Annotated in this window: 18 protein-coding genes; 7 read left to right on the plus strand and 11 right to left on the minus strand. The window is 41.6% G+C overall.

Annotated features, from left to right (window positions below; genetic code table 11):
* The first annotated feature begins 165 nt into the window (after positions 1-165).
* The 4 genes from AUR67_RS06575 to AUR67_RS06590 all read left to right on the plus strand — a co-directional run bounded on the left by AUR67_RS06575 (position 166) and on the right by AUR67_RS06590 (position 4,906).
* Complete coding sequence (locus AUR67_RS06575) at positions 166-1,173, plus strand: LacI family DNA-binding transcriptional regulator (RefSeq protein ID WP_058584660.1); 1,008 nt, start codon at positions 166-168, stop codon at positions 1,171-1,173.
* A gap of 101 nt (positions 1,174-1,274) precedes the next feature.
* The gene (locus AUR67_RS06580) at positions 1,275-2,525 is read left to right on the plus strand and encodes an MFS transporter (RefSeq protein WP_058584661.1); all 1,251 of its coding nucleotides are present in this window, start codon (positions 1,275-1,277) and stop codon (positions 2,523-2,525) included.
* A 9-nt stretch (positions 2,526-2,534) separates the two neighbouring features.
* Entirely contained in the window at positions 2,535-4,043 is a 1,509-nt protein-coding gene (locus tag AUR67_RS06585) for a trehalase family glycosidase (protein ID WP_058584662.1), read from the plus strand.
* A gap of 164 nt (positions 4,044-4,207) precedes the next feature.
* Positions 4,208-4,906 carry a helix-turn-helix transcriptional regulator gene (locus tag AUR67_RS06590; protein WP_058584663.1) on the plus strand — a complete coding sequence of 233 codons (699 nt, stop codon included), beginning with the start codon at positions 4,208-4,210 and terminating at the stop codon, positions 4,904-4,906.
* Between the two features lie 137 nt (positions 4,907-5,043).
* Here the strand turns inward: AUR67_RS06590 and AUR67_RS06595 are convergent, their stop codons facing one another.
* The 5 genes from AUR67_RS06595 to AUR67_RS06615 all read right to left on the minus strand — a co-directional run bounded on the left by AUR67_RS06595 (position 5,044) and on the right by AUR67_RS06615 (position 8,656).
* Positions 5,044-5,421 (minus strand): hypothetical protein, encoded by a 378-nt coding sequence (locus AUR67_RS06595; RefSeq protein WP_058584664.1) that lies wholly within the window; start codon positions 5,419-5,421, stop codon positions 5,044-5,046.
* Positions 5,422-5,525: 104 nt separating this feature from the next.
* Positions 5,526-6,299, minus strand: coding sequence for a CsgG/HfaB family protein (locus tag AUR67_RS06600; protein WP_054562529.1), 774 nt, complete (start codon positions 6,297-6,299; stop codon positions 5,526-5,528).
* Complete coding sequence (locus AUR67_RS06605; protein ID WP_054562528.1) at positions 6,299-6,724, minus strand: curli assembly protein CsgF; 426 nt, start codon at positions 6,722-6,724, stop codon at positions 6,299-6,301. The genes AUR67_RS06600 and AUR67_RS06605 overlap by 1 nt, the downstream gene beginning before the upstream one ends.
* Positions 6,714-7,106: a curli production assembly/transport protein CsgE gene (locus AUR67_RS06610; protein ID WP_055021612.1), complete on the minus strand. Its 393-nt coding sequence runs from the start codon at positions 7,104-7,106 to the stop codon at positions 6,714-6,716. Before AUR67_RS06610 ends, AUR67_RS06605 begins: the two co-directional genes overlap by 11 nt.
* Before the next feature lie 35 nt (positions 7,107-7,141).
* A complete protein-coding gene (locus tag AUR67_RS06615) occupies positions 7,142-8,656 on the minus strand; it encodes a curlin (RefSeq protein WP_058584665.1) in 1,515 nt (504 codons plus the stop codon).
* Between the two features lie 559 nt (positions 8,657-9,215).
* Here AUR67_RS06615 and AUR67_RS06620 point away from each other — a divergent pair.
* A complete protein-coding gene (locus AUR67_RS06620) occupies positions 9,216-11,714 on the plus strand; it encodes a S8 family serine peptidase (protein WP_058584666.1) in 2,499 nt (832 codons plus the stop codon).
* A 44-nt stretch (positions 11,715-11,758) separates the two neighbouring features.
* Here the strand turns inward: AUR67_RS06620 and AUR67_RS06625 are convergent, their stop codons facing one another.
* The gene (locus tag AUR67_RS06625; RefSeq protein WP_082422987.1) at positions 11,759-12,238 is read right to left on the minus strand and encodes an ankyrin repeat domain-containing protein; all 480 of its coding nucleotides are present in this window, start codon (positions 12,236-12,238) and stop codon (positions 11,759-11,761) included.
* 59 nt (positions 12,239-12,297) lie between these two features.
* Positions 12,298-13,812 (minus strand): catalase, encoded by a 1,515-nt coding sequence (locus tag AUR67_RS06630; RefSeq protein ID WP_152996500.1) that lies wholly within the window; start codon positions 13,810-13,812, stop codon positions 12,298-12,300.
* Between the two features lie 226 nt (positions 13,813-14,038).
* Between AUR67_RS06630 and AUR67_RS06635 the strand changes: the two genes are divergently transcribed.
* On the plus strand, positions 14,039-15,250 hold the full coding sequence (locus tag AUR67_RS06635; RefSeq protein ID WP_235591801.1) for a sugar efflux transporter: 1,212 nt from the start codon (positions 14,039-14,041) through the stop codon (positions 15,248-15,250).
* A gap of 63 nt (positions 15,251-15,313) precedes the next feature.
* Here the strand turns inward: AUR67_RS06635 and AUR67_RS06640 are convergent, their stop codons facing one another.
* The 3 genes from AUR67_RS06640 to AUR67_RS06650 all read right to left on the minus strand — a co-directional run bounded on the left by AUR67_RS06640 (position 15,314) and on the right by AUR67_RS06650 (position 20,362).
* On the minus strand, positions 15,314-16,399 hold the full coding sequence (locus AUR67_RS06640; RefSeq protein ID WP_058584668.1) for a methyl-accepting chemotaxis protein: 1,086 nt from the start codon (positions 16,397-16,399) through the stop codon (positions 15,314-15,316).
* A gap of 190 nt (positions 16,400-16,589) precedes the next feature.
* Positions 16,590-18,989 carry a TonB-dependent siderophore receptor gene (locus tag AUR67_RS06645; protein ID WP_058584669.1) on the minus strand — a complete coding sequence of 800 codons (2,400 nt, stop codon included), beginning with the start codon at positions 18,987-18,989 and terminating at the stop codon, positions 16,590-16,592.
* Between the two features lie 152 nt (positions 18,990-19,141).
* The gene (locus AUR67_RS06650) at positions 19,142-20,362 is read right to left on the minus strand and encodes an MFS transporter (RefSeq protein WP_058584670.1); all 1,221 of its coding nucleotides are present in this window, start codon (positions 20,360-20,362) and stop codon (positions 19,142-19,144) included.
* 138 nt (positions 20,363-20,500) lie between these two features.
* Between AUR67_RS06650 and gtfA the strand changes: the two genes are divergently transcribed.
* A complete protein-coding gene (gtfA, locus tag AUR67_RS06655) occupies positions 20,501-21,973 on the plus strand; it encodes a sucrose phosphorylase (RefSeq protein WP_058584671.1) in 1,473 nt (490 codons plus the stop codon).
* Here the strand turns inward: gtfA and AUR67_RS06660 are convergent.
* Positions 21,970-23,001 (minus strand): LacI family DNA-binding transcriptional regulator, encoded by a 1,032-nt coding sequence (locus tag AUR67_RS06660; RefSeq protein ID WP_058584672.1) that lies wholly within the window; start codon positions 22,999-23,001, stop codon positions 21,970-21,972. The two genes, gtfA and AUR67_RS06660, sit on opposite strands and share 4 nt — an antisense overlap.
* Positions 23,002-23,067 lie beyond the last annotated feature (66 nt).

Consider the following 23,067-nt stretch of genomic DNA (forward strand, 5'->3'; position numbering starts at 1 on the left):
AACGTTTGCAATTTGTTTTTTCAACTTTTTGTCCTTTTTTACACACAGGGTGAGTTGGTATGTTTTGCTTACTGAAAAAATATTATGCTCTTTGGCGCAGCGATTTGGTCAAAATGGTGGTATATTGCCAGCATATGTTTTAAAGGAAAGCAGTGTTTCAGTATCATGAATGATAGAAAATTAAAGTTAGCTGATCTTGCTAAATTAGCCGGTGTTTCTACGTCGACAGTATCTCGTGCGCTCAATGATAACCCATTGATAAAGCAGGAAACTCGCGACAAGCTTCAACAGTTGGCAAAAAAACATAACTTTAGTTTAAACACGGCTGCTAGCCGCCTTCGCACCCAAAAAACCAATGTTGTTGCGGTTATTATTAACCTCGATGGTGATACAGAACAGTCTATTAACGACCCTTTCTTACTTAAAATTGTTGGTGAAATAAATTTAGCGCTAAATAAATTTGGCTTAGAGTTATTACTTTCTAATTCGTTTATGGCCAGCGATGATTGGGCAAATTACTTTATTAATAGCCGCCGCGCCGATGGCATTATTGTGGTCGGCCAAGGTAAAAGCCAAGCAAATATTGAAGCTGCAGCGAGTGCTGGTGTTCCTTTAGTTGTGTGGGGAGATCCAAAAACACCCAGCAGTTACCCAATTGTTGGCAGCGATAATTATTTAGGTGGTCGCCTAGCGACTGAGCACTTATTGGCAAATGGAGCTAAAAACATATTGTTTTTAGGTGACCCTGGGCACGCTGAAATTAGTGAACGCCACCGTGGTTATTTAGATGCTATTAATGAAGCCAAAGCCACTCCTCACGTGGTTTCTATCGATATTACTAGTAGTGCTGCTTATAAAGGAATTAACCAATTGTTGGTAGAAAAAGGGCTGTGCTTTGATGGCATTATGGCATGTAGTGACATGGTGGCTTTTGGTGCGATGAAAGCCCTGAAAGAGCGTTACATTAGTATTCCAAATGACGTTGCCCTCGTGGGCTTTGATGATATTGCCATGGCAGATATCAGTCACCCTTCTTTGTCGAGTATTAAACAAAATACTCAACGCGCTTCAGTTATTCTTGTTGAAAAGTTGTTAGCCCAGTTAGCAGGGCAGTCGGTAGAATCTCAAGTTGTTGAAATAGAACTAGTAAATAGGCAGTCGAGCCAGCGCTAAGCCTATTGAATGTTAGCAATATGTGTAATTTCAAATGCAAACGTTTGCATTTTGTTTTGCGCTAAACTAGACTGAATAAAAATAATCATAGGTTGAAGTGAATGAATCCTATAAGAATAACTATCGCGCTGGCATGCAGCTATTTTGTCTTTGCTATTATGCTCAATAGTGTGGGCACTGTTATTTTACAAGCAATCAATAGCTTAGATGTAAGCAAAACTCAGGCGTCTGTTCTTGAAGGATTTAAGGATCTTAGTATTGCCATTGTGTCATTTTTAGTGGCGTCATTTATCCCTCGCATAGGCTATAAAATTGCTATGCTCGGTGCTTTATTACTGGTAGCAGCAATGTGTTTGGTTGTTCCGAGCATTGCCGACTTTTGGGTATTAAAAGCGCTCTTTGCCGCAATTGGTTGCAGTTTTGCTGTTATGAAAATCTCTGTTTACTCTGTTATTGGTCAAGTGACTGATAATGCTAATAAACATTCAGCGTTATTAAACACCATTGAAGGGGTGTTTATGCTAGGTGTGCTGTCGGGTTATTGGATTTTTGCGTTATTTATAGACGCTGACAATCCGCAAAGTAGTCACTGGTTGAATGTATATTACTTACTAGCAGCGATTGTGGCAGTGGCGTTTGTTTCTGTGATCGCAGCACCAATAAAATCGCCAGAACTAAAAACTAATCAGCAATCTCAGCTTCATGATTTTATTGACATGTTAAAGCTGACTTACCAACCCCTTGTGCTTATTTTTGTTGTTAGTGCATTTATGTATGTACTAATTGAGCAAGGCGTGGGCACTTGGCTGCCGACCTTTAATAACCAAGTTTTAAAATTGCCTGTTGATGTCAGTATACAACTTGCTAGTTTGTTTGCAGCTGCGTTAGCGCTTGGTCGTTTGGTAGCAGGGCAAGTACTTAGGTTTATTAGTTGGTTTAGTTTATTAATGGGCTGCTTGGTCGCTATGGGTGTGCTCGTATTATTGGTGTTGCCTTTGACTCACGATGTAGATGGTAGCCAAGTTAAAAGTGTATTTGATGTGCCTTTTGCAGCATACATGCTGCCGTTGATTGGCTTTTTTATGGCACCGATTTACCCGTTACTTAACTCTGTCATGCTGAGTTCATTAGCGAAGCACAAGCACGCTGCTATGACAGGTTTAATTGTGGTTTTCTCTGCATTAGGTGGAACAACAGGTTCAATTATTACGGGCTTTGTATTTGATAAATTTAGCGGTCAGCATGCATTTTATCTCACATTAGTGCCAATAGCCTTGCTATTAATCACCGTTTCAATCTTTAAGAAAATTACCCTAAAACCACAGTATCAAGCGGCTTCAAGCGCAGAATAAGGGATTGTCATGAACTTCGTTAATAGCCAATTATTTAAAGACGTACAGCTAGCAGAAGTGTTTGCTGATTCAAAAATGTTTGCCGATGCAGTGCCAAATTTATCTTGGCAAAGCGCTTGTGAGTTGTATCAACTTGTAGGTCCTTTAAAAGGTGATGAGCTGCGAGAATTTGTTATGTCGAACTTTTTGTTTGCTGATCAGACTATTCCGACAGCGAAATTAGATACCACTTCGGTTAAACAGTATATTCTTGATTTATGGCCGCATTTGCATCGCAATGCAGATACTGATTTAGCAAGCTCACTAATGCCCTTGCAGTTTGACTACATTGTGCCGGGTGGTCGTTTTCAAGAAATTTATTATTGGGATAGTTATTTTACAGCCTTGGGTCTAGAAGATATTGGCGACCTAGCCACCATTGAAGCCATGGTTAATAACTTTATAGACCTACAAGAACGTAATGGCTGTATTCCAAATGGTAACCGAGTTTATTATAGCTCTCGCTCGCAACCACCTGTTTTGGCGTTAATGTTAGCGTTGCTATGGGATGCTAAATATAAACATGTAGCTGACTTAACTTGGCTAGCAAACGCGGTAAAAGCACTTGAAGCTGAGTATCAATTTTGGATGCAAGGCTGTAACGACCTTAGCAGTGAAACGCCTGCTATTAGGCGTGTTGTAAAAATGTCTAATAAGGCTATTTTAAACCGCTATTGGGATAGTGCGGCAACACCTCGTCCAGAGTCATTAAAAGAAGATTTACATGACGCTGAAGGGCTAACAACTGAGCAGCAGCAAAGTTATTTTCAACATATTCGTGCGGCATGCGAGTCTGGCTGGGATTTTAGTAGCCGTTGGCTTTGCGATCATAATGACTTAAAAAGCATTGAAACAACCAATATCATACCGGTTGATTTGAATAGCTTACTGTATAACTTAGAGCATACGTTATCTCGTTTTTATCGGTTACTTGGTGAAGAACAAAAGAGCCAGTCGATTGCTGAGCTGGCTACACTGCGCTTAGATGCAATTAATACCTATTGTTGGAATTCTGAGGCGGGTGTTTATCGTGATTACAACATTAGACTCAATCAGCAAAGTAGTGTCGATTCGATGGCAATGGCTGTTCCTTTGTTTGTAGGTGCTGCATCTGTACAACAAGCTCAACAAGTGAAGCAAAAACTGATGAGTGAGTTTTTAAAACCTGGTGGTCTAGTGACAACATTGTGTAGCACATCACAACAATGGGATAGTCCTAACGGTTGGGCGCCGCTACAATGGTTCGCTGTAAAAGGTTTAACAGAGTATGGCTTTGTCAGCGAGGCACAGGCGATCATAAAAAACTGGCTGAGTATGATCGAAATGCGTTTTGCAGAAGATAAGTGCCTCCTTGAAAAGTACAATGTGTGTGAATTAGTTAGCCGTGCAGGTGGTGGCGAATACACAGTACAACAAGGATTCGGTTGGACGAACGGTGTAACTTCACGTTTTTACAAACTACTTGATGACTCGCTGTAAAAGGGGAGATGTGAGTATTGGGTGTTTACACTTTGTTAACTTTGGAGTCTGGCCATCCAAATGGGTTAGCAATGTTGTAAATTGCCAAAATAAAGGCTTATGAACGGTTGAATCATGTATCTAAATTAGGTATTGTGAATAAAATGTTTCAAGGAAGAAATGAGATGATTCAACCAACTTCTGTATTTCTAAAAACACAGCCAAGGTTACAAAACCGCAGTCAAAATTATCAATATTTAATTAAAATACTCGATGCGTTTTTTATGCGCGTGAAAGTTGATGCAAGCTTGCCTCAAGAGTCTATGCGCGAAGAGTTTAACCTTTATTTGATTGATAGCACTGACGCACATTGGAAAGACTTACTACCTGCAGAGTTAGTGCAACTTGCTAAGCAACATTTAGTGGTTATTTTTAATGCGGACGCTAATGCAATTTGCGAAAAAAACTTACTTTTAAATGGCATTAAAGGGGTGTTTTTTGCAGATCAATCACCTGAAGATATTTTTGCAGGGCTGGTCAGAGTGATCAATGGCGAGCTGTTTTTTAGCCGTAAAAGTATTTCTACTACCTTTAACCATATGCTATCTGCAATGTCTCGCAGCCAATTCAATGCTAGTAACGATTCGGTAAATACAGATATTGACCTCAGCTTACTGACTAAACGAGAAAAATCAGTGATTCACTTACTTGCCCAAGGTGCGAGTAATCGAGATATCGCAGAGCGTTTAAATATCAGCGATCATACAGTTAAAACCCATCTGTACAGTGCATTCAAGAAAACGGCATCGCGTAACCGCGTGGAGCTGGCTAATTGGGCACAAAATTACATGGCAGTGAGTTTGTCTTTACAAAATACACAGTGACAAACTATAGCCAGTTTAATCCCAGTGGTAGTGTTTGCTATTAAAGCTGGTTTAACATTCGCTCGATGCTTAAAAATCCAGCTTCGAGCAAGTATCCTTCAAAATCGTGTTTCCGTTTAGCTTCCATTATTCGATACTCAGTTCGATTTAGATGTGAGCTTATTCATGAAATACAGTGGAATACAAAGTATTAATAATCCCAGCCATTGCCATAATGGCGCAAAAAGAAACACCAGTGCTGATTGTGCATCATGAGAAAAATAGATTGAACCTATGGTCACAGTACCAAATAAGACACACATGATAGTGACAATAAGCGAGGCGATTTGTGTCACTCTTGTTTTACTGTGTTCAACCATCCACGCCATTAATAAATAGGGCGAAATACCCCATAAAACAAAACCAATTGGCAGACTTTTTGAACTGTCAAAATTATCAATGGTGATGACTAGGGTAATCAGTGCGGCTAAAACAATAAGAGAATAAGCGCATTTGGAGAAAGTAATCCATTTCATAAATAAAACTTAATTGACTGAATGCTATAAGTATTTATTTCGATGGGTAATTTAGCAGAAAGTTCAAATTGGGCGCTGTGGTGTTCAGCGCCACACTTATTCAATTAGACTGCTTTTGCAGACCAAATGCCTTTGTTAATACCTTTTAATACAAGGTCGCTAAGCGCTTTTTCAATTGCTTGCGTGACGCAAATACTCATAGGCTCATTGTCGGTGAATCCGGCTTCTGCTTCTGCAAGACGTTTGTAGCTCACATAGCGAAAGAAGCCTGCGCGCATTTCTTGGCTGAGTACTTTTTTGCTTGTCGCAACGGATAACAAAACTTGGCCTGTACGAACATCGACAGCGCGTAAGTAAATTGAGATTGCATCTTCACGATATAACTCTGATGCGCCAATCCCGAAGTATTCCATACCAATCCCGCCGGTTTTGATATTTGTGTCGTAACTAATAATACCGCCTTCTAAGATTATTTTTGCTGTTGTGAGCGGTGGTAATTCAGGTAGCTTATCGTTTTCGGCTTGCGCAGCGCGAATAATTTTACGCTCAGTTAAGATATTTTGTAGACCTTCGCGTTCTACCGGAATAAACCAATCTGATTCATGCAATGCTTGCACTAAAATAGAGTTAGCGCCTTGTGTTACTGCGGTAGAAAATGAGCTTACATTTGCCTGTGGTTTGTATTGACCAGTTTGGTCACGAAATGAGTATACTGACACAGGAATGCTTCCCATTGGTTGAGGAAGGGCCTGCAAAGCCTGGAATGTTTCGGTTGGCTCAAGAGAGTCTGCTAGTTGTTTGGTCGGCGGGATTAAATTGCCCATTGATGAACAACCTGACAGAAGTAATACCATTGCTGCTAATGTGAGTGTCTTCATTATCCAAACCTCGGTACTTCAATTACTGTCACTGTGCCATCAGAGGTGTTGGTAATTCTAACGGTGATTGTGTCACTGGTACTGGTGATAATTTGAATTTCATAATCACCCGTCATAAAGGTCGAGTCACCATTAAAGATGCTGTCGTCGATTTCGTCACCAAATGCCATATCTGTGATTTCTCGTACCATTCTATTTAAGTAGGTACGCTCTAACGAATCTTGAAATTTTTCCCCGTAGGTTTGTTCGATAACCGGCGCTTTGTGCTTGTTTTGTGATTGCGCTTTATTAAGTAGCATGCTGGCATTTAATGGGCTGCCACCAAAGCTTGGGTTAATTGGGGTATAAACGAGTTCGGTTGCCCAACTAGAAAGAGGGCAGAGGATTATTATTAGTGTTGTTAAGTATTTCATTTTACCATCCATTTTTTGCCATATCGGGTGTTGATTGCTGCATTTGACTGCGTGCCATGGCATCCATCACGCTATACATGGCTTGTTTTACACGTTCATCTAATGGCTCTAAGCGACGTCCTAGATAGGTGACGTACACTATTTGGTTATTCATTTTTAAGACAAGTCGAGTCCCCGCTCGGGGTAATACCGTTTCTTTTATTTCGATATTAAAGCCTGCTGTTGAAGGTAAATCGCGCCATAGGTTGGCAAACTCAAAATAAAATTGATGGCCAAATCGGCTAATACTTCTATCGAGTACTAAGCCATCGATTTCGAGGTCTTCGCCATAACTAGCCGTACTTTGAGCTGCAAGCACGATGCAACATATGCGTAGTAAGTTTTTTATTTTCATAATGGAATGAGGGAGCAAGGCTCCCTCTTAAGCGATTATTCTTGGGTTACAGTTGCGGTATTGCCATCACCTAGTTGAGTGATAACAACTGTGCTGTTAGAGCCAATCATTGAGCCTTCAACAAGGTTTGCGTTGCCGTCTTGTACAACGACCAGTGAGTTACCCTCACCACCTAGCAAGAATGCACCTTCGCCGATACCTGCTACAAAGTTTTCTGAGCCTGTTTGGCTAATATCAACAGAGTTGTTGCTACCTTCCATAATCAGGTCGATGGCATTGAGTTCACCAACTTGTGTGAAAGCAACTTGGTTGTTGTTGCTATCAAGCACGCTTGCGAATGTTAATGCCGCTTCGTTAAGGTCACCCAGCTGATTAACTGAAATGTCATTATCGTTTGAAGAGAGTGAGTCGTCTGGGTATGAAGACTGGACTAGTACAGTGTTTTCATTGCCGCCTTGAGCAATATCAACGTTGTTGTCGCTACCATTGAAGTTAGCAACGTGAGCACTGTTTGCGTCACCAATTTGGTTAGCAACAAACTCATTGCTATCGCCAATAGCACCTAAGTACACATCATTACCGTTACCATTTTGGAAAGCAGTGAGTTCGTTGTCGTTGCCAATAGCATCTAAGCCAGCGGTATTGCTGTCATGCTTTTGATTGACCAGTAATGTATTGCCATCACCAACAATCACGCCTGACTCAAAGCTGTTGCTGTTGCCTTCTTGATCAGACTTAACCTCGTTGTCATTGCCTGTGATTTCTGCAACTAATGCGCTGTTAGAGTCACCATCTTGCTCAAACTCAACTTCGTTATAATCACCATGCAGCGAAGTAAGCTCAGCGTTGTTGAAGAAACCTGTTTGGTCAATAGTAATTTCATTGCCGTTGCCAATTACTTCATCAGAGGTAAACGCATTGAAAACACCCTCTTGCATTACTTCGATGCTGTTGTCATCACCTCTAATTACATTGAACGTTGCTTCATTTAGTAAGCCGCTTTGCTCTGCGCTGATTGTGTTGCTGTTACCCTGTAAATCAAAGTTGTAGAACCAATGGCCACCATCACCTTGCGTTACAGTTGCGCTATTTTCATCACCAACCATGACGTTGATAGCTTCGTTGTTAACACCAAAGAATCCTGCACCTTCTTGCTCAACGCGAACAGCATTGCCAACACCAACGGTTTCAGATAATGCGCCATTCATGGTGCCGTTTTGGCTGTGCGAAACAGTATTATCGTCACCTGTGTTGTAGATAAGAGATAAGTTAGATGTTTGTGCTTGGCTTACTTCAACCATGTTGCCATCACCTACACTGACAGTTTCTGCACGATGACCTGTACCTTGCTGAGCAATAACCGCATCGTTACCAACACCGGTAACCGATACTTGATCTAGGGTAATTGAGTTTGATACACCCAGTGTTGAAACTTGGCTTGCAAGCTCAGTGCTAGATTGTGTTTTATCATCTGTGTTTGCACTTGCTGCAAAGCTTGAACCTAACGCAATAGTAATTGCACAGGTAAGTAGAGACTTTCTTAACTTCATGATTATTTCCTTTAAATTATTATTAATCAAAGCTCTAAAATTATTATTTTCGCTTTTAGAACCATGTACCAGCATGCCTTGCCGGATTAATTTCTGTGATATTCAACTGTTAGCTAACAATCAGAAGTGAATGAAGCAACGTTGTTATTTGCGACTATGAGGCCATACAAATAACAAGAAAATTACTTTAGACAGATTTGGAATAATATAAAATCATCAGTTTTTGTGGTTTTTATAAATTATTTTTTTTCAATTGGTTATGTGTGTTTGTTTAGGTTTTAGTATGGGGTTTGATTTAAAAGCAGTAAAAAAGTTGGAGAAATATTAATGGATCATTGAGGGTGCTTTTTTCACAAAAAAGTGTGAATTGGACGTATTTTTATTGATTCAATCAGCAAAAAAGTATGGATTTAAAGTAAGTGTCACTTTTTTTCTTGCCTGTTATCTGCAATTTGCCATTTATGAAATATGCCACGTGATATTCATCATTCAGAAGTAATGAGCTTTGGTGGTCGGATCATAGTGATTCGATCAGTTCAACAAATTATGGATAGTAAATATGAAAACTAAATTATCTGTATTAAGCCTAGCCTTATTACCATGTTTAGGTGCTGCACAAATCAGCACACCAGCAAAAACAACTGTCGTTGGTGCAAGTGAAGACTCAGTACTTGTTATGTATAAAAAAGGCACCTCTGCTGCAATGCGTGCCCATGCTCGTAGCTTAGTTAAAGCCACCATCAGCGACATCAACAAAGATGGTGTTGATGATAACTATTCAGCCATTTTGTCTGGCCGTTTAGCTAAATTTAAAGTTTCAGGTATGAGCAGCAAAGAAGCTATCAAACGCCTACAAAACCACGCTGCTATTGAATATGTAGAGCCTGACTACCGTGTATCGATTGCCAGTGTACCTAATGATCCTGATTTTTCGTCGCTGTGGGGTTTACACAACGAAGGTCAAACAGGTGGTGTCGCCGATGCTGACATTGATGCAGTTGAAGCATGGTCAATCTCAACCGGTAGCCGCGAAGTTGTTGTTGGTGTAATTGATACCGGTGTTGATTACAGCCACGAAGATTTAGCTGATAACGCATGGATCAACCCAGGCGAAATTCCGGGTGATGGTATCGATAATGACGGTAATGGTTACATCGATGACGTGCACGGTATTAATGCGATTACCGACTCAGGTGATCCAATGGATGACCAAGGCCATGGTACTCACGTATCGGGCACAATAGGTGCGTCAGGTAACAATGGCACCGGTGTTGTTGGTGTGAACCATGAGGTATCAATTGCGGGCTGTAAGTTCTTAAGTGCAGATGGTACAGGTTCAACTTCTGATGCAATTAAGTGTATCGATTACATGGTTGATCTTAAAAACCAAGGCGTAAATGTACGTGTTTTAAATAACAGCTGGGGTGGCGGTGGCTTTAGCCAAGCACTGGCAGATGCTATTACGGCAAGTGAACAAGCCGATATTCTATTTGTAGCAGCAGCGGGTAACGATGCGGTTGATAACGATCAAAACCCTCATTATCCGTCTAACTACGAGCATGACAGCGTATTATCAGTTGCCAGTACTGACAACAGAGATAACATGTCGAGCTTTTCACAATGGGGTTTAACAAGTGTTGATTTAGGCGCACCAGGTAGTGCAATTTTATCAACGGTACCGGGCAATGGTTACGCTAGCTATTCTGGTACATCAATGGCAACACCGCATGTTGCTGGTGCAGCTGCATTAGTGCTTTCGATCAACCCTGATTTATCAGCGCTTGAACTTAAAGAGTTGCTAATGAATAGCGGCGACCAAAATGAAGCGCTGCAAGGCAAAACAGTGTCTGGCAATCGCTTAAATGTGAATCAAGCACTTGAGCAAGCAGATCCGACTCCAAGCTTCAAAATCTCGGTGTCGCCAAGTTCACAGCAAATTACTGCTGGTGAAACTGCAACATATACCTTTGAAATTGGTTCAATCGCCCAGTGGGATGGTGTCGTTAGCCTAGAACTTCAAGCTGATTTAGCGGGCGCAACATTATCGCAAACAGAAGCTGTACCTGGAGATGTAGTTACACTAACGGTGCCAACACAAGAAGCAACAGCATGGGGCAGTTATAGTTTTGTTGTTGATGCAACATCAGGTGAGTTAGCTAAACAAAGCAGTGCGTCATTGTTTGTTAACCCTGTTGGCTTAAATGACTTTACTTTCTCAAATGAAACACCAGTGTCTATTCCAGATAACAATGACACGGGTATTGATTCGGTGATTACGGTAGCTGATGAACTTACTGTGTTCTCAACGGATGCAAGTATTGATATTACTCATACTTACATTGGTGATTTAATCGTCACATTAACGTCGCCGCAAGGAACAACTGCAACACTTCACAGCCAATCTGGCGGTGGTGCTGATGATCTAGTACAAAGCTACTCGCTGGCTAACTTTAATGGCGAAGTTGCGACAGGTGATTGGGTACTTAATGTCAAAGACGTACTGTCTGCTGATACCGGTACTTTAAACAGCTGGTCACTGACGTTTAGCGCTATTGGTGAAGTGAGCCCGCAGCCTCCACAAGCTGGCTTTGCATTTGAAACATCAGGTTTAGATGTCACTTTCACTAATACCAGCACAGATAGCAATGACGATATTGTTGCTTGGGCGTGGGATTTTGGTGACGGTGCATCATCTACAGATGCTGATCCTATGCATACTTACGCACAAGCAGGCAGCTATGAAGTGACGCTAACTGCGACAGATAGCGAAGGTCAAACAGATACGTTCACGCAAACGGTTGTGGTATCTGATGTTGAAATTGAGCTATCGGTTAAACGTGCTAACAAAACACGTTTAGGTACTATGCGTGTTGATTTAAGCTGGCAAACTGTGGCTGATCAAGTAAGCATCTACCGTAATGGTGAACTACTTGAAACAGTAGCTGATCGTGGTTTCTATCGCGATGTAGAGCGTAAAGCTGAGTTACCAAGCTATGAATATCAAGTTTGTGTATCTGATACTGTTTGTTCTAACCCAGTGACAGTGTCCTTCGACTAACATTGTTTCACTGCTCAAAGCCCAGTTTCCCCACTGGGCTTTTTTTATTGTTTTGCCTTCTTATATTGCGTAAGTAAAGCGAGTACATGCTGTTGACCAAATTGTGCTGCAAATGCTTCGGCGGTTTGCCCTGCTTTATTCGCATGCTCTGTGTCGCAGTCTTGCTTCATTAATGTTTTAGCGATGCTAAATTCACCTCTAAAAATAGCGGCCATCAAAGCGGTATTGCCGCGTTTATCTTCAAGGCAAGCATTGGCGCCTAATGCTAATAGTTGGTTTACCGTTTGTTTGTGGCCATGATAAGTGGCAATCATCAGCGCGGTATAGCCTTTTTCATTAACACTGTTGATTGGTAATCCGGCCTCAACAAATTGTTCAATGATGTCGTTCTCTGCGGTTCGCGCAGCAGCAAAATAATAGGCAAGTAAGGTTTGATATTGCGTCTGTGAGTCTGTTTGCTGATCAGCATTAACTGGGTTGCATGTTAATAAAAGGCTCAGCAGTAGAAAAGTAAAAATTCGCATAGTTAACTCCTAAAAAAAGAGGAAGGACGTGCCTTCCTCATCAAGGTTGGGAGAGTGAATTAAAGTGAGCTTGCTAGTTTTTTCACGGTCGCTAGGTTACCGCCGACGGCTTTGGTTAAGCGCATGCCGTATTCGGTGTCTGCTTTGTAAAAGTGGCTGAGCATAATGTGCTTTACCTTGCTATCTTTTACCTTCCCTAAATCACCCGCTAAGTTGTTGATCAGGTTTGTGCGCTGTTGTTTAGAAAAGCTTTGATATAACACGCCAGCTTGAGCAAAGTTTTGCTGCTTTTTGATGGCTGCTTGTTGTACATAGCCAGCCAGCTTAGTTTGCGCCTTACGAGCAATTGGGTCTTCTTGCACGTTTTCATGGCTTGGCTGATAGTTCACATTGCTGGTGGTATGACCAAAGTTCATCGCACCGTCTTGGTTGTAATTAACCACTTCTACCTTGGCGCGGTTAATTGGCAAATGCTGGTGGTTTGCACCTAAACGATACATTTGGGTGTCGGCATATGAAAATACACGGCCTTGTAACAAACGATCTTCTGATGGTTCAATACCCGGAATGATATTCGCAGGGGCCATAGCGACTTGTTCTGTTGCTTGGAAGAAGTTGCCTGGCATACGGTTGAGTGTCATGGTACCCACTTTGGTCTCTTTAACACCTAACCACACTTTTGTTGCATCTAACGGGTTGTAATCAAAGTCATCCAGTTCAGAAGGGTCTAATACTTTGATATATAAATCCCATTTCGGGAAATTACCGTTATTGATTTCTTGGTACAGATCACGGGTTAAATGCTGAAAATCTTTACCTTGAACTTCAGCAACTTGCTTAGCATTTAAGTTTTCAATGCCTTGCTGGCTAAGCCAGTGAAATTTTACGTATTTTACGTCACCGTCTTTGTTGATCATTTTATAAGAATGCACTCCAAAGCCATCCATTTTACGCAGGCTTGCTGGTGTTCCATGGTCACTATAAACCCATGTCAGCATATGCGTTGAACCTGGTTCATGTGAGAAAAAATCAAAAAAGCGATTTGGATCTTGAATGTTATCAACCGGAGATGGTTTTAATGAATGCACCATATCTGGAAACTTAATCGCATCACGAATAAAGAACACAGGTAAGTTATTACCCACTAAGTCCCAGTTACCTTGAACTGTATAAAACTTTGTAGCAAAACCGCGTGGGTCACGTAGAGTTTCAGGGCTACCTTTACCGTGAATAACCGATGAAAAACGAACGAATACCTCTGTTTCTTTGCCTGCTTGTGCAAACGGCGCAGCAATGGTTAGGTCTTCAAGGTTTTTACTTGCAACAAACACACCATGTGCACCTGTACCACGAGCATGAACAACACGCTCAGGAATACGTTCGCGAGCAAAGCGTTGCAGTTTTTGAATTAGATGAACGTCTTCAAGTAAAACGCTGCCACGCGGGCCAGCTGTAATAGAGTTTTGGTTATCACCTACAGCTGCACCATTGTCTTTGGTAAGTGTAGCAGCGGATGCAGGAAGGCTGATTGCAAGAGCAAGTGCGCTTAAAGTCAGTGTGCGATTAAATTTCATAATAAACCTCTTCATAAGTCACCAAGGCATTGGCGTTTTGTTGCAGCCATTATATGAAGGTGTTTTAGTTTGGTAAAACTGATTGTTTCTATCATATAGATAGGTTTTAACTATCGATGGTGGGCTTAATTTAATTTGTATTACAAAATGAAGTTTTCGCTAAAACTGTGTATAATTTGCGCCCTTTAAATATCTGTTCACGTGTCGTATTAATGTGGGGTTGTGAGTGAAAGCATTGCTGAAACAGCATGGTGTAATTTTTATTCTTCTAAGTATGCTAACCGGGTTAATGGGGGCATTTGTTAACCCATTGATGAGCTTATTCATTGTCGAAGGGCTGCAAACACCGCCCGTGTATTTAGGTGTTTATATGGTGGCGGTCACCATTACTGGGTTAGTTATTAGTCAGTGGTTAGGTGGCATGGCAGATAAAGGCACCAGTGCGCGAAAGTTATTTATGGTGGCTGTATCAGGTATGGTGTGTGCGTTAGTGACCTTTGCGAATGCCACTGCATTTTGGCAAGTATTGCTCGCAGGCGTGTTGTTTCTTGCGATGGGCAATGCGGCAATTCCGCAAATGATGACCGTGGCAAGACAATGGGCGGGGCGTCAACAGAACATCGACATTACCAGTTTTAATTCCCGTTTACGTGCAGCTATTTCCTTTGCTTGGGTCGGCGGCCCGCCGCTTGGTTATTTGTTAGCCGCTGGAGGCGAGTTTAGCCGCTCGTTTTACTTTGCTGCGGTGTGTGCCTTGGTTGCACTTATCTTTGCATTTAAGTTTATTCCTGACTACAGCGCTCAAAAATCGCAAAATGGCTCAGAGCCTGCAGCCGCAGCGAGTTTATCATTTTGGTTGTTGGGTTTAGCTATTATGCTTGGTTCAACGGGTAATATTATGTATTCATCGGCACTGCCGCTTTATAGCATTACTGAACTAGGATTTGCTGAACATACGCCCGGGCTGTTTATGGGTGTAGTGGCACTATTAGAAATTCCTATCATGCTGTATGGGGCAAAGCTTGCTAAAAAATACAATAAAGTTGCGATGCTTGCAGTGGCATTTTGTTGTGCCATTGTATTTTATTTAGGGGTGTTTTTTGCCAGCCAAGTATGGCACTTAATCGCGTTGCAAGTTTTAAACGGCCTGTTTTACGGTATTTTTGCGGGCATTGGCTTAACCGTATTACAAGATCAGCTCCCCGAGCGAATAGGGTTTACCTCTGCGTTTTACACGAACGCCATTAAACTTGGTGTTATGTGCGGGGCAGGGGCAACGGGGGTTGTTGCACAGTTTTATAGTTTTAGGTTTGCAACGCTTGGCTCTATGCTAGCTGCAAGTTTAGCCCTTGGCAGCTTAATGTTGTTTAGCTATTTAAAGCGCCAAGAGCAGCAAGGAGCTGTTATGCCAGTACTGCAAGAAGGCTTAGTTGAATAACTAGCTTAAATAGATAAAAAACCGAGCATTAAGCTCGGTTTTTTGATTATGAGTAACTAATCATTAGCCATTGGCGATTTGATCCAGTAAATGCATGACTCGTTCACTGGCTGCTTCCATCTTATTAATGTGATTAATAGCTGCGTCTTTATTGCCAGTTTGCAGCATGACTAACGCTTCAACGCCATTGCGATGAACTTCACGATGTGGCTCTTCTAATTGACGATAAGCATTGTGTTGTTTGAAGCCATTTGATTGCTCTGAATTATACCATTTACCTAATCGGCACATGGTGTGATCTGAAAAGTCATCAATCGACTTATTACTTGTGCCATTGGCAACTGAGTAAACTTCACCTTTCCAAACAATATGATCTAGTTTTACGGTTTGCACAAATGAGCGTGTGGCTGCATTAATAATGGTTTCTTTCATTGAGCTACAGTGATTCATGATTGAACCATAGTCATTGTTTAGCGTATCAAAACTGGTTGAAAGCTGAGTGTTATTTTGCTGGATATCTTCAACCGAGGTCACCGTTTCGCCAGTTTTATTGATGATCTCTTTGACTAGATCAGATACTTCTTGGGCTGATTTATTGGTGTTGGTTGCAAGTGTACGAACTTCGTCGGCAACAACGCTAAACCCACGACCAGCCTCACCAGCACGGGCAGCTTCGATTGCGGCATTTAGCGCAAGTAAGTTGGTTTGATCAGAAATTTTAGAAATGGTTGATACAAAGGTGTTGATGCTATCGGCCATATCAGACAGACCCGTAATGTTACTGGTCATGCTACCCATTTTACCTGCCATACTCGCCATTTCACTGACAATATGTTGCAGAGCGTTATTTGAGTCGTTTAGTAGTTGGCTTATTTGTAAAGTAACTTGGCTTTCTTCTTCGATAACAAGGTATGAGTCGAGTACAGTTTGGCGTACGCCCTCAATTTGCGTGATACATTCAATCGAACTATTCAATAAGTTAGCAAGGAACAGTTGGTCTGCGTCATCAGCTTGCTGATGTAATTTTGCTTCTAAGCGTTCGTTTTCGTCACGTAATACGTGATTGTCGGCTTTAAGTGCCTCAACTTCAGCTAATAGCGCGTTGTATTGATCTTGGAGTAAAGAGTGGCTTTTGCTAGAGACAAACATGTATGTTCCTAATTCATATGGTTAATACTTATACCAACCCTGATTATAGATCAAAGTATTAACTTATTATCAGTGTTTTTTATTAGAAAGAGGGGAATTACGACTATTTGATTAAGTGTAGTAGAAAAAGCTGACTATTAAAGCCGAAAAAGCCCAGTAAAAACTGGGCTAAAACGAGGGAGGAGAGTAATTAATAAAAAGAGTATTTTAAAGTAAGCGACGTTGTACGGCCGTTAATAGTACGGGCGCGGATAATGTCGTTATCTGGTACTGAGCCTTCTTCTGCTTCTGTGATACCTACGGTGTCGAACAGGTTGTTCACGTTAAGCGATAGACTTAAGTTTTCAGACAGATTGTAACTTACAAAACCATTCACTTGTGTATAGCCATCAAACTCAAGGTCGTTACTGTCTTGTGCGTAAGCATCTGTTGTACCAATAAAGCTTAGACCAGCAGCACCTTTATCAAAGTTGTAAGTTGCCATTAGTGAGTAAATAAGGTCAGCTTGACGACGTGGTGTATTACCGACTAACTCTGGCGATAACGCATCTTTAGCAATTTCTGCGTCCGTCCAAGTAAAGTTACCACGGAAATCCCAATCACCTACGTAGTAGGTTGATTCAACCTCAATACCTTTTGCTTCGTACTCGCGGTCAAAGAATTTTTGTGATGTTGCTTCGAAGTTTTGCTCTTCAGTCTCTGCGTAGAATGCAGTTGCAAATACTGATAGCGAATCAAAACGTTTTTTCACACCGATTTCGTATTGGTTTACTTCATCAATTGCATCGGCTTCGGCAACCGAACCATCAGCTTCTACTTTACCGAATAGTAAGCGGTCTGCATTTGCGCGTCCGCCTTTACTTAAACGGGCAAATGTCGCAAAGCTTGGATCAATTTGGTAGTTTGCGCCAATTGAGTATGAGCTATAGTGCCAGTCATAGTTAACAATGCTTGGGTTCGCGTTATCAATACCAACAACACTTTGCTCAGGAATTGAGATAGTACCGTCGCCATTCATATCAATTGTTGATGTTACGGCACCTGCGTAGTTACCGCGCGCTTCACCTGAATCATAGCGAGCACTTGCATCAATGCTTAAATCGCCAAACTTAGTGGCTAAGTTAATGTAAGGTGCGCGAGTTTCGTATTCTGTGTCGTAGTTACGTTGACAGCAGTTACCCCAGTAAGGTGTACCATAAGCGTACAAGCCATTATCTGAGTAGCTGTCGCCATTTGCAGCGTAAACGTCAAGTAATGCAGCGTTGTCGCCTTTTAGCTCCATAACATATGAGTTCCAAAGCCACGACATATCAATCGATTGGCTTGATGCAAAGTAACCAAACGTAACGCTAGTTTCATCAGAGAACGACTTAGTCAGCTTAAGGTCATTAACAATTGAACCCATGTCGTTTAGCGTTACATCGAATGTATGAATACGCATTGCTAAATCGTCATCGCCATAGGCTTCGCCTGCTGAACCACCATTAGCATAAACAAGCGATGCATCATCACCAGCAATACTAGAAGCAATAGAGCTTGCGCTTGCAACTTCAGCCGGAATAAGAGAAATGAAGTTACCGCTTACTGATGATGTTCTAAAGCGGTTTTCGATACGCCAGTCGTTTTCTAAATCAAATGCAGCTTCAAAACCCACTGAGGTAACAACTGGGTTCATACCGTCGGTCATATCGCCTGTGCTGATTTGGTTATCACCATTTAAACGCAGAGTTTGTGTGAAAAGCGCTGAATGGGGCGTATCTGATTGCGCATCGAAACCTGGGATTGAATCGCCATCTGAGTACATAGGCATAGGTAGGTAACCTACGCTCTTATCATCGAGGTGTTTAAAGTAAACGCGAACATAACCAGCATCAAATTCTTTAGTTAGGTTTGCCTTAATTTGGCCACCTTTATTTGATGTATAACCGGTTTCACGTGGGCCTTCACCTTGGCGAACGAAGCCACCAATGTGATAGCGCACACTGTCGTTTAAATACGTACCATACTCAAAGTCTGTACGAATTGAATCATAATCAAGGCCTACAGTGGTCGATACACTGCCTGATTCGTTCTCACCCGTTTTTGAAATAAAGTTGATGATACCACCTGGGGCATCACTTGCTGCTGTTGATGCTGAGCCACCACGGATTGATTCAACACTTTGCACTGTTGAATCTAAGCGCATGAAAATGTCTGCGTTACCAAAGGCAATATCGCCAAACTGCATAACTGGTAAGCCATCTTCTTGTAGTTGCAAGAATTTAGCACCGCCCGATGCAACCGGTAAACCACGTACTGCGATATTTGCGTTACCTTCACCACCAGTTGATTCTGAACGAACACCCGGGATTGTTCTAAATGCTTCTGCAGTAGAACGAGGTGTTGATACTTCAATTTCAGCTAATGTCACACTGCTAACCGATGAGCTTGATGCCATGATGGTTGTACGGCGTGGTACACCGGTTACAACGATAGTTTCAAGGCCGCTTTTTTTAGCCTCAGGTTGTGCTTGCTCTTCTGCGTGTAAGTTTTGGCTTACTGCTAGTGCAAGCGCGCTTAATGTATAAAGGGCATGTTTGTGTGTTGTCATAATGTGCCTCGTCTCAATCCCAGATGGTTTGTTGTCTAAATTGTTATCTTAATCGATTAAGTAAAGATAACAATAATTTTACACAGTGCAAGTCTTTTTAGCGAAAAACTTGCACAATTTATGTTCGATAATTGATTTTTAACGATTTTTATTTAGTGGCTTAATGCGCTGTGCTGCGCTAAAGCTTGCTCAGCAGGGTTTCGTAAGTAGTTATATAGCATGGCTAAAAACAGTATACATGCGAAACCTGTTGCGAGATAAAAGCCGTAACGAATGTGGCCAAAATAGTCACTTATCACACCCATTAATAATGGGCCTGCTGCCGCAGAAAAGGCAGTAAAAAACAAAATAACCCCAGCAACTGCACCGTGCTGTTGCACCGCAAAGCAAGAAATACCTTTTGAGTTTAAAGTTGGGTAGATCATCGACATGAATAGCCCAGATAAAGGGAGTAAGAATACAGCCCAGTCAACACCACCGAAGATTAAACCAAGATAACACAGTGCAATTCCTAAGCTTAAATACAGCATCGCCGCTTGCCAGCTGAAGTGATTTAACAGCCACACCGCTAAGAAACGCCCAGCAGCGCGTAATATGAAAAATAAAGTCAGTGCATAAGTTGCCAGTAATTGCCATGGGCCGCTGTAATCGCCAAGTAGAGTAGGCATCCATACATAAATAGCCACTTCGGTTGCAACATAAAGGGCAATCGCCAACGAAAAGCCCAGTGCATAAGGGTTTTTCATCATACTCATGGTGGTTGCAAGAGAGGCCGGTTTGGCGTGCTCTTCAAGCTTTTTAGGTTTTGGGTAATCTGCACGCCAAGCAATTAAGGTTAAAATTAAACATAAAACCCCAGCGATAACGTAAAGGTAGGTCCAGCTTACCTGTTGGGTGATTAAAAAGCTGACAAGGGCAGGGCCTACAATGGCGCCAACACCAAAAAAGCCTTCGACCAAATTCATGGTTTTTGTGTGCTCTAAATTGTTTTTAGAAATATCACCTAACAGCGCCAAAGCACCGGTTTTAAATAACCCAATAGCAAGACCAATACAGCTAAGTAACACTACAAATATGCTAAAACTACTGCTAACGGCGAACAGAAAACAACAAATGGTGAATATGCCGAGCCCCAGCATAATGGTTTGTTTGCGACCAAAACTGTCGGCCAAAAAACCTAGAAACAGGCCACTAAAAGCAATAAGTGCCATAGGTGCATAATGGAAAGCACTGGCTTGGGTCATGCTTAAATTAAATTCTTCGATAAGCTCAGGAATGATCATACCAACCGCATCAGAGGTCATCGCAAACATAAAAAACATCATGTATGTCAGCCATCTAATGGTTTGCAAAGGATCGTGTGTTCTATTCATTGTTGTATCCCCACCGAAAGGTCTGCGCCTTTACTATGTATATTAGTGTATAAAAACTATAAAAACTGCTTGAATAATTTGCTGTCGTGGTTAAAGATATATCTTAATCGATTAAGTTTCAACTTGGTATTAACAATTATGATCAACAATAAAGTGCAATTAATCACCTACGCAGACCGTATTACTGGTCAAGGTATTGATGAATTAAGTAATTTATTAAATGGCCCACTTAACAATGTGTTTGCAGGTGTACATTTGTTGCCATTTTATAATCCGATTGATGGCAGTGATGCTGGCTTTGATCCTATTGATCATAGTGAAGTAGACTCGCGCCTTGGTAGCTGGGACGATATTAAAGTGCTTGGTGCAAACTATGACCTTATGGCTGACTTAATTGTTAACCATGTTTCAGCACAATCTTTCCAATTTAAAGATGTACTTGCTAAAGGCAAGCAATCTGAATTTTGGGATTTATTTTTAACTAAAGACGATGTATTCCCAAATGGCATGTCTGAGGCTGAGCAACAAGCGATTTACCGTCCGCGTCCGGGTAGCTGCTTTACACCTATTGCGTGTGGTGATGGCCAAACCTATGATTTTTGGACCACATTTACCGATAACCAAATTGATATTAATGTGAAATCAACGGCGGGTATCGAGTATTTAAATACGGTGCTTGGCAAATTTGCTGATAATAATGTCAACATTATTCGTTTAGATGCAGCAGGCTATGCGATTAAAGAAGCTGGCACAAATTGCTTTATGTTGGATGAAACTTTTGAGTATTTAAATAAACTTTCAGCGCAAGCAAATGAAGCAGGTATGGAAACCATTGCCGAGATCCACAGCCATTTCCAAACTCAGGTTGAAGTCGCAAAGCGTGTAAATATGGTTTATGACTTTGCTTTACCTCCACTTATTTTACACAGCTTGTTTAGCAATGACGCGCAAGCTTTACTGAATTGGCTAACCATTTCGCCGCGAAACTGTTTAACGGTACTTGATACCCATGATGGCATTGGCATCATTGACGCAGGCCCTATGGGTGATAAGCCGGGTTTATTAAACGCAGCAGAAATTGATAACTTGGTTGAAACCATTCATGAAAAGAGTGAAGGGCAAAGCCGCTTGGCAACTGGTGCAGCAGCAAGTAATGTCGATTTATATCAAGTTAACTGCACATACTACAATGCCTTGGGCGCAGATGACTTTGATTACTTATTAGCGCGTGCAATTCAGTTCTTCGCGCCAGGTATTCCACAAGTTTATTATGGTGGCCTGTTCGCTTGTGAAAACGATATGGAATTATTGGCTCGCACCAATGTAGGTCGTGATATCAATCGCCCTTATTTAAATGCGCAAGACATTGATACTGCGCTTGCTAAACCTGTGGTGAAAGGGTTGATTAAGCTGATTCAATTACGTAATGAGCATCCAGCATTTAACGGTGAGTTTATTGCAAAAGGTGAAGGCAGTGTGTGTCGTTTAAGCTGGCATGATGATACCAGCTCAATCGAGTTAAAAGTTGACTTTGCTAGCCGTGAAGTGATTATTGTTGATCACCGAGACGGCGAACAAAGCATTGTTAATTTGGCTGACTTTTTAGCTTAACTACTTTGACCCAATTGCAGTTGATAGTCGATTTCGGCTGTTTGCTGCTCTTTCGATAGAAACAAGGTCGCAGCAATGCGGCCTTTTTCTTCGCTATTTTGATGGACAGTTGTGAGTTTTGGCACAAATCGTTGACCTTCATCTATGCCATCAAAACCAACAATTCTGACATCTTCAGGAATCGATAAGCCCATTTTTAATGCTTCGCGCATGGCGGCAAGGGCGATTAAATCACTCATACACAACAACACGTTTGGTCTTGGTGTGCTGCTAAGCGCTTCTTTGGCGGCAATGCTTGCATAGCGCTCACTGCTTTCTGGAATATTCCATGTTCTATCATCACCCAAGGTGATGCCAGCGTCGCTGATTGCTTGGTGATAGCCACGCAGTCGTTGATGAGCAATCGACTGACCTGCTTCAAACTCATTATGTTCGTATACTCGGCATAATACGTCGTTATCGAGTAAGCGCAGGCCTAAAATAGCAACCCGATCATCATTTTTTTGTAGTGCATGCTTGGCAATATCGAAACTGGCTTGTTGGTTATTTACGTTTACTGAGGCATCGCGACCGATGTTAAAATCAACCGTTACAACATGCTTGGCAACCTGTTTTAACTGTTCTACAAGTTGTTTATTACGAGGGCGACCATAACAAATAAAGCCATCAACAAAATCGACTACGCTATTTAGGTTATCGTTGTTACCTGAAAATAATAAAAGATTAATGCCATTTTTTTCGAGTACCGCCGATACACCGCGCATAAAGCTGCTAGCAACCGGATCTGATACCATATATTCAACGCTGTCTGGCAATACTAAAGCAACAATATTAAAGGTGCCTCGGCGTAATGATTGCGCCGCCTTGTTTGGGCCAAAATAGCCGAGCTTTTTACAGGCCGCCAAAATTTCTTCGCGGCGTGCTTTCGATAATTGATCAGGACGATTAAAGGCATTTGATACGGTGGCATTTGAAACGCCTAACTCTTTGGCAATACTTTTTAGCGTCCAAGTTTTTGGCTTTGTCATTGTAGGTTCTTAATCGATTTACTTAATGGTAAATTACCATATAAAGAGTCGAAAAAAAGTGTTTTT

Source organism: Pseudoalteromonas sp. XI10, from assembly GCF_001469895.1.
GTDB lineage: Bacteria > Pseudomonadota > Gammaproteobacteria > Enterobacterales > Alteromonadaceae > Pseudoalteromonas.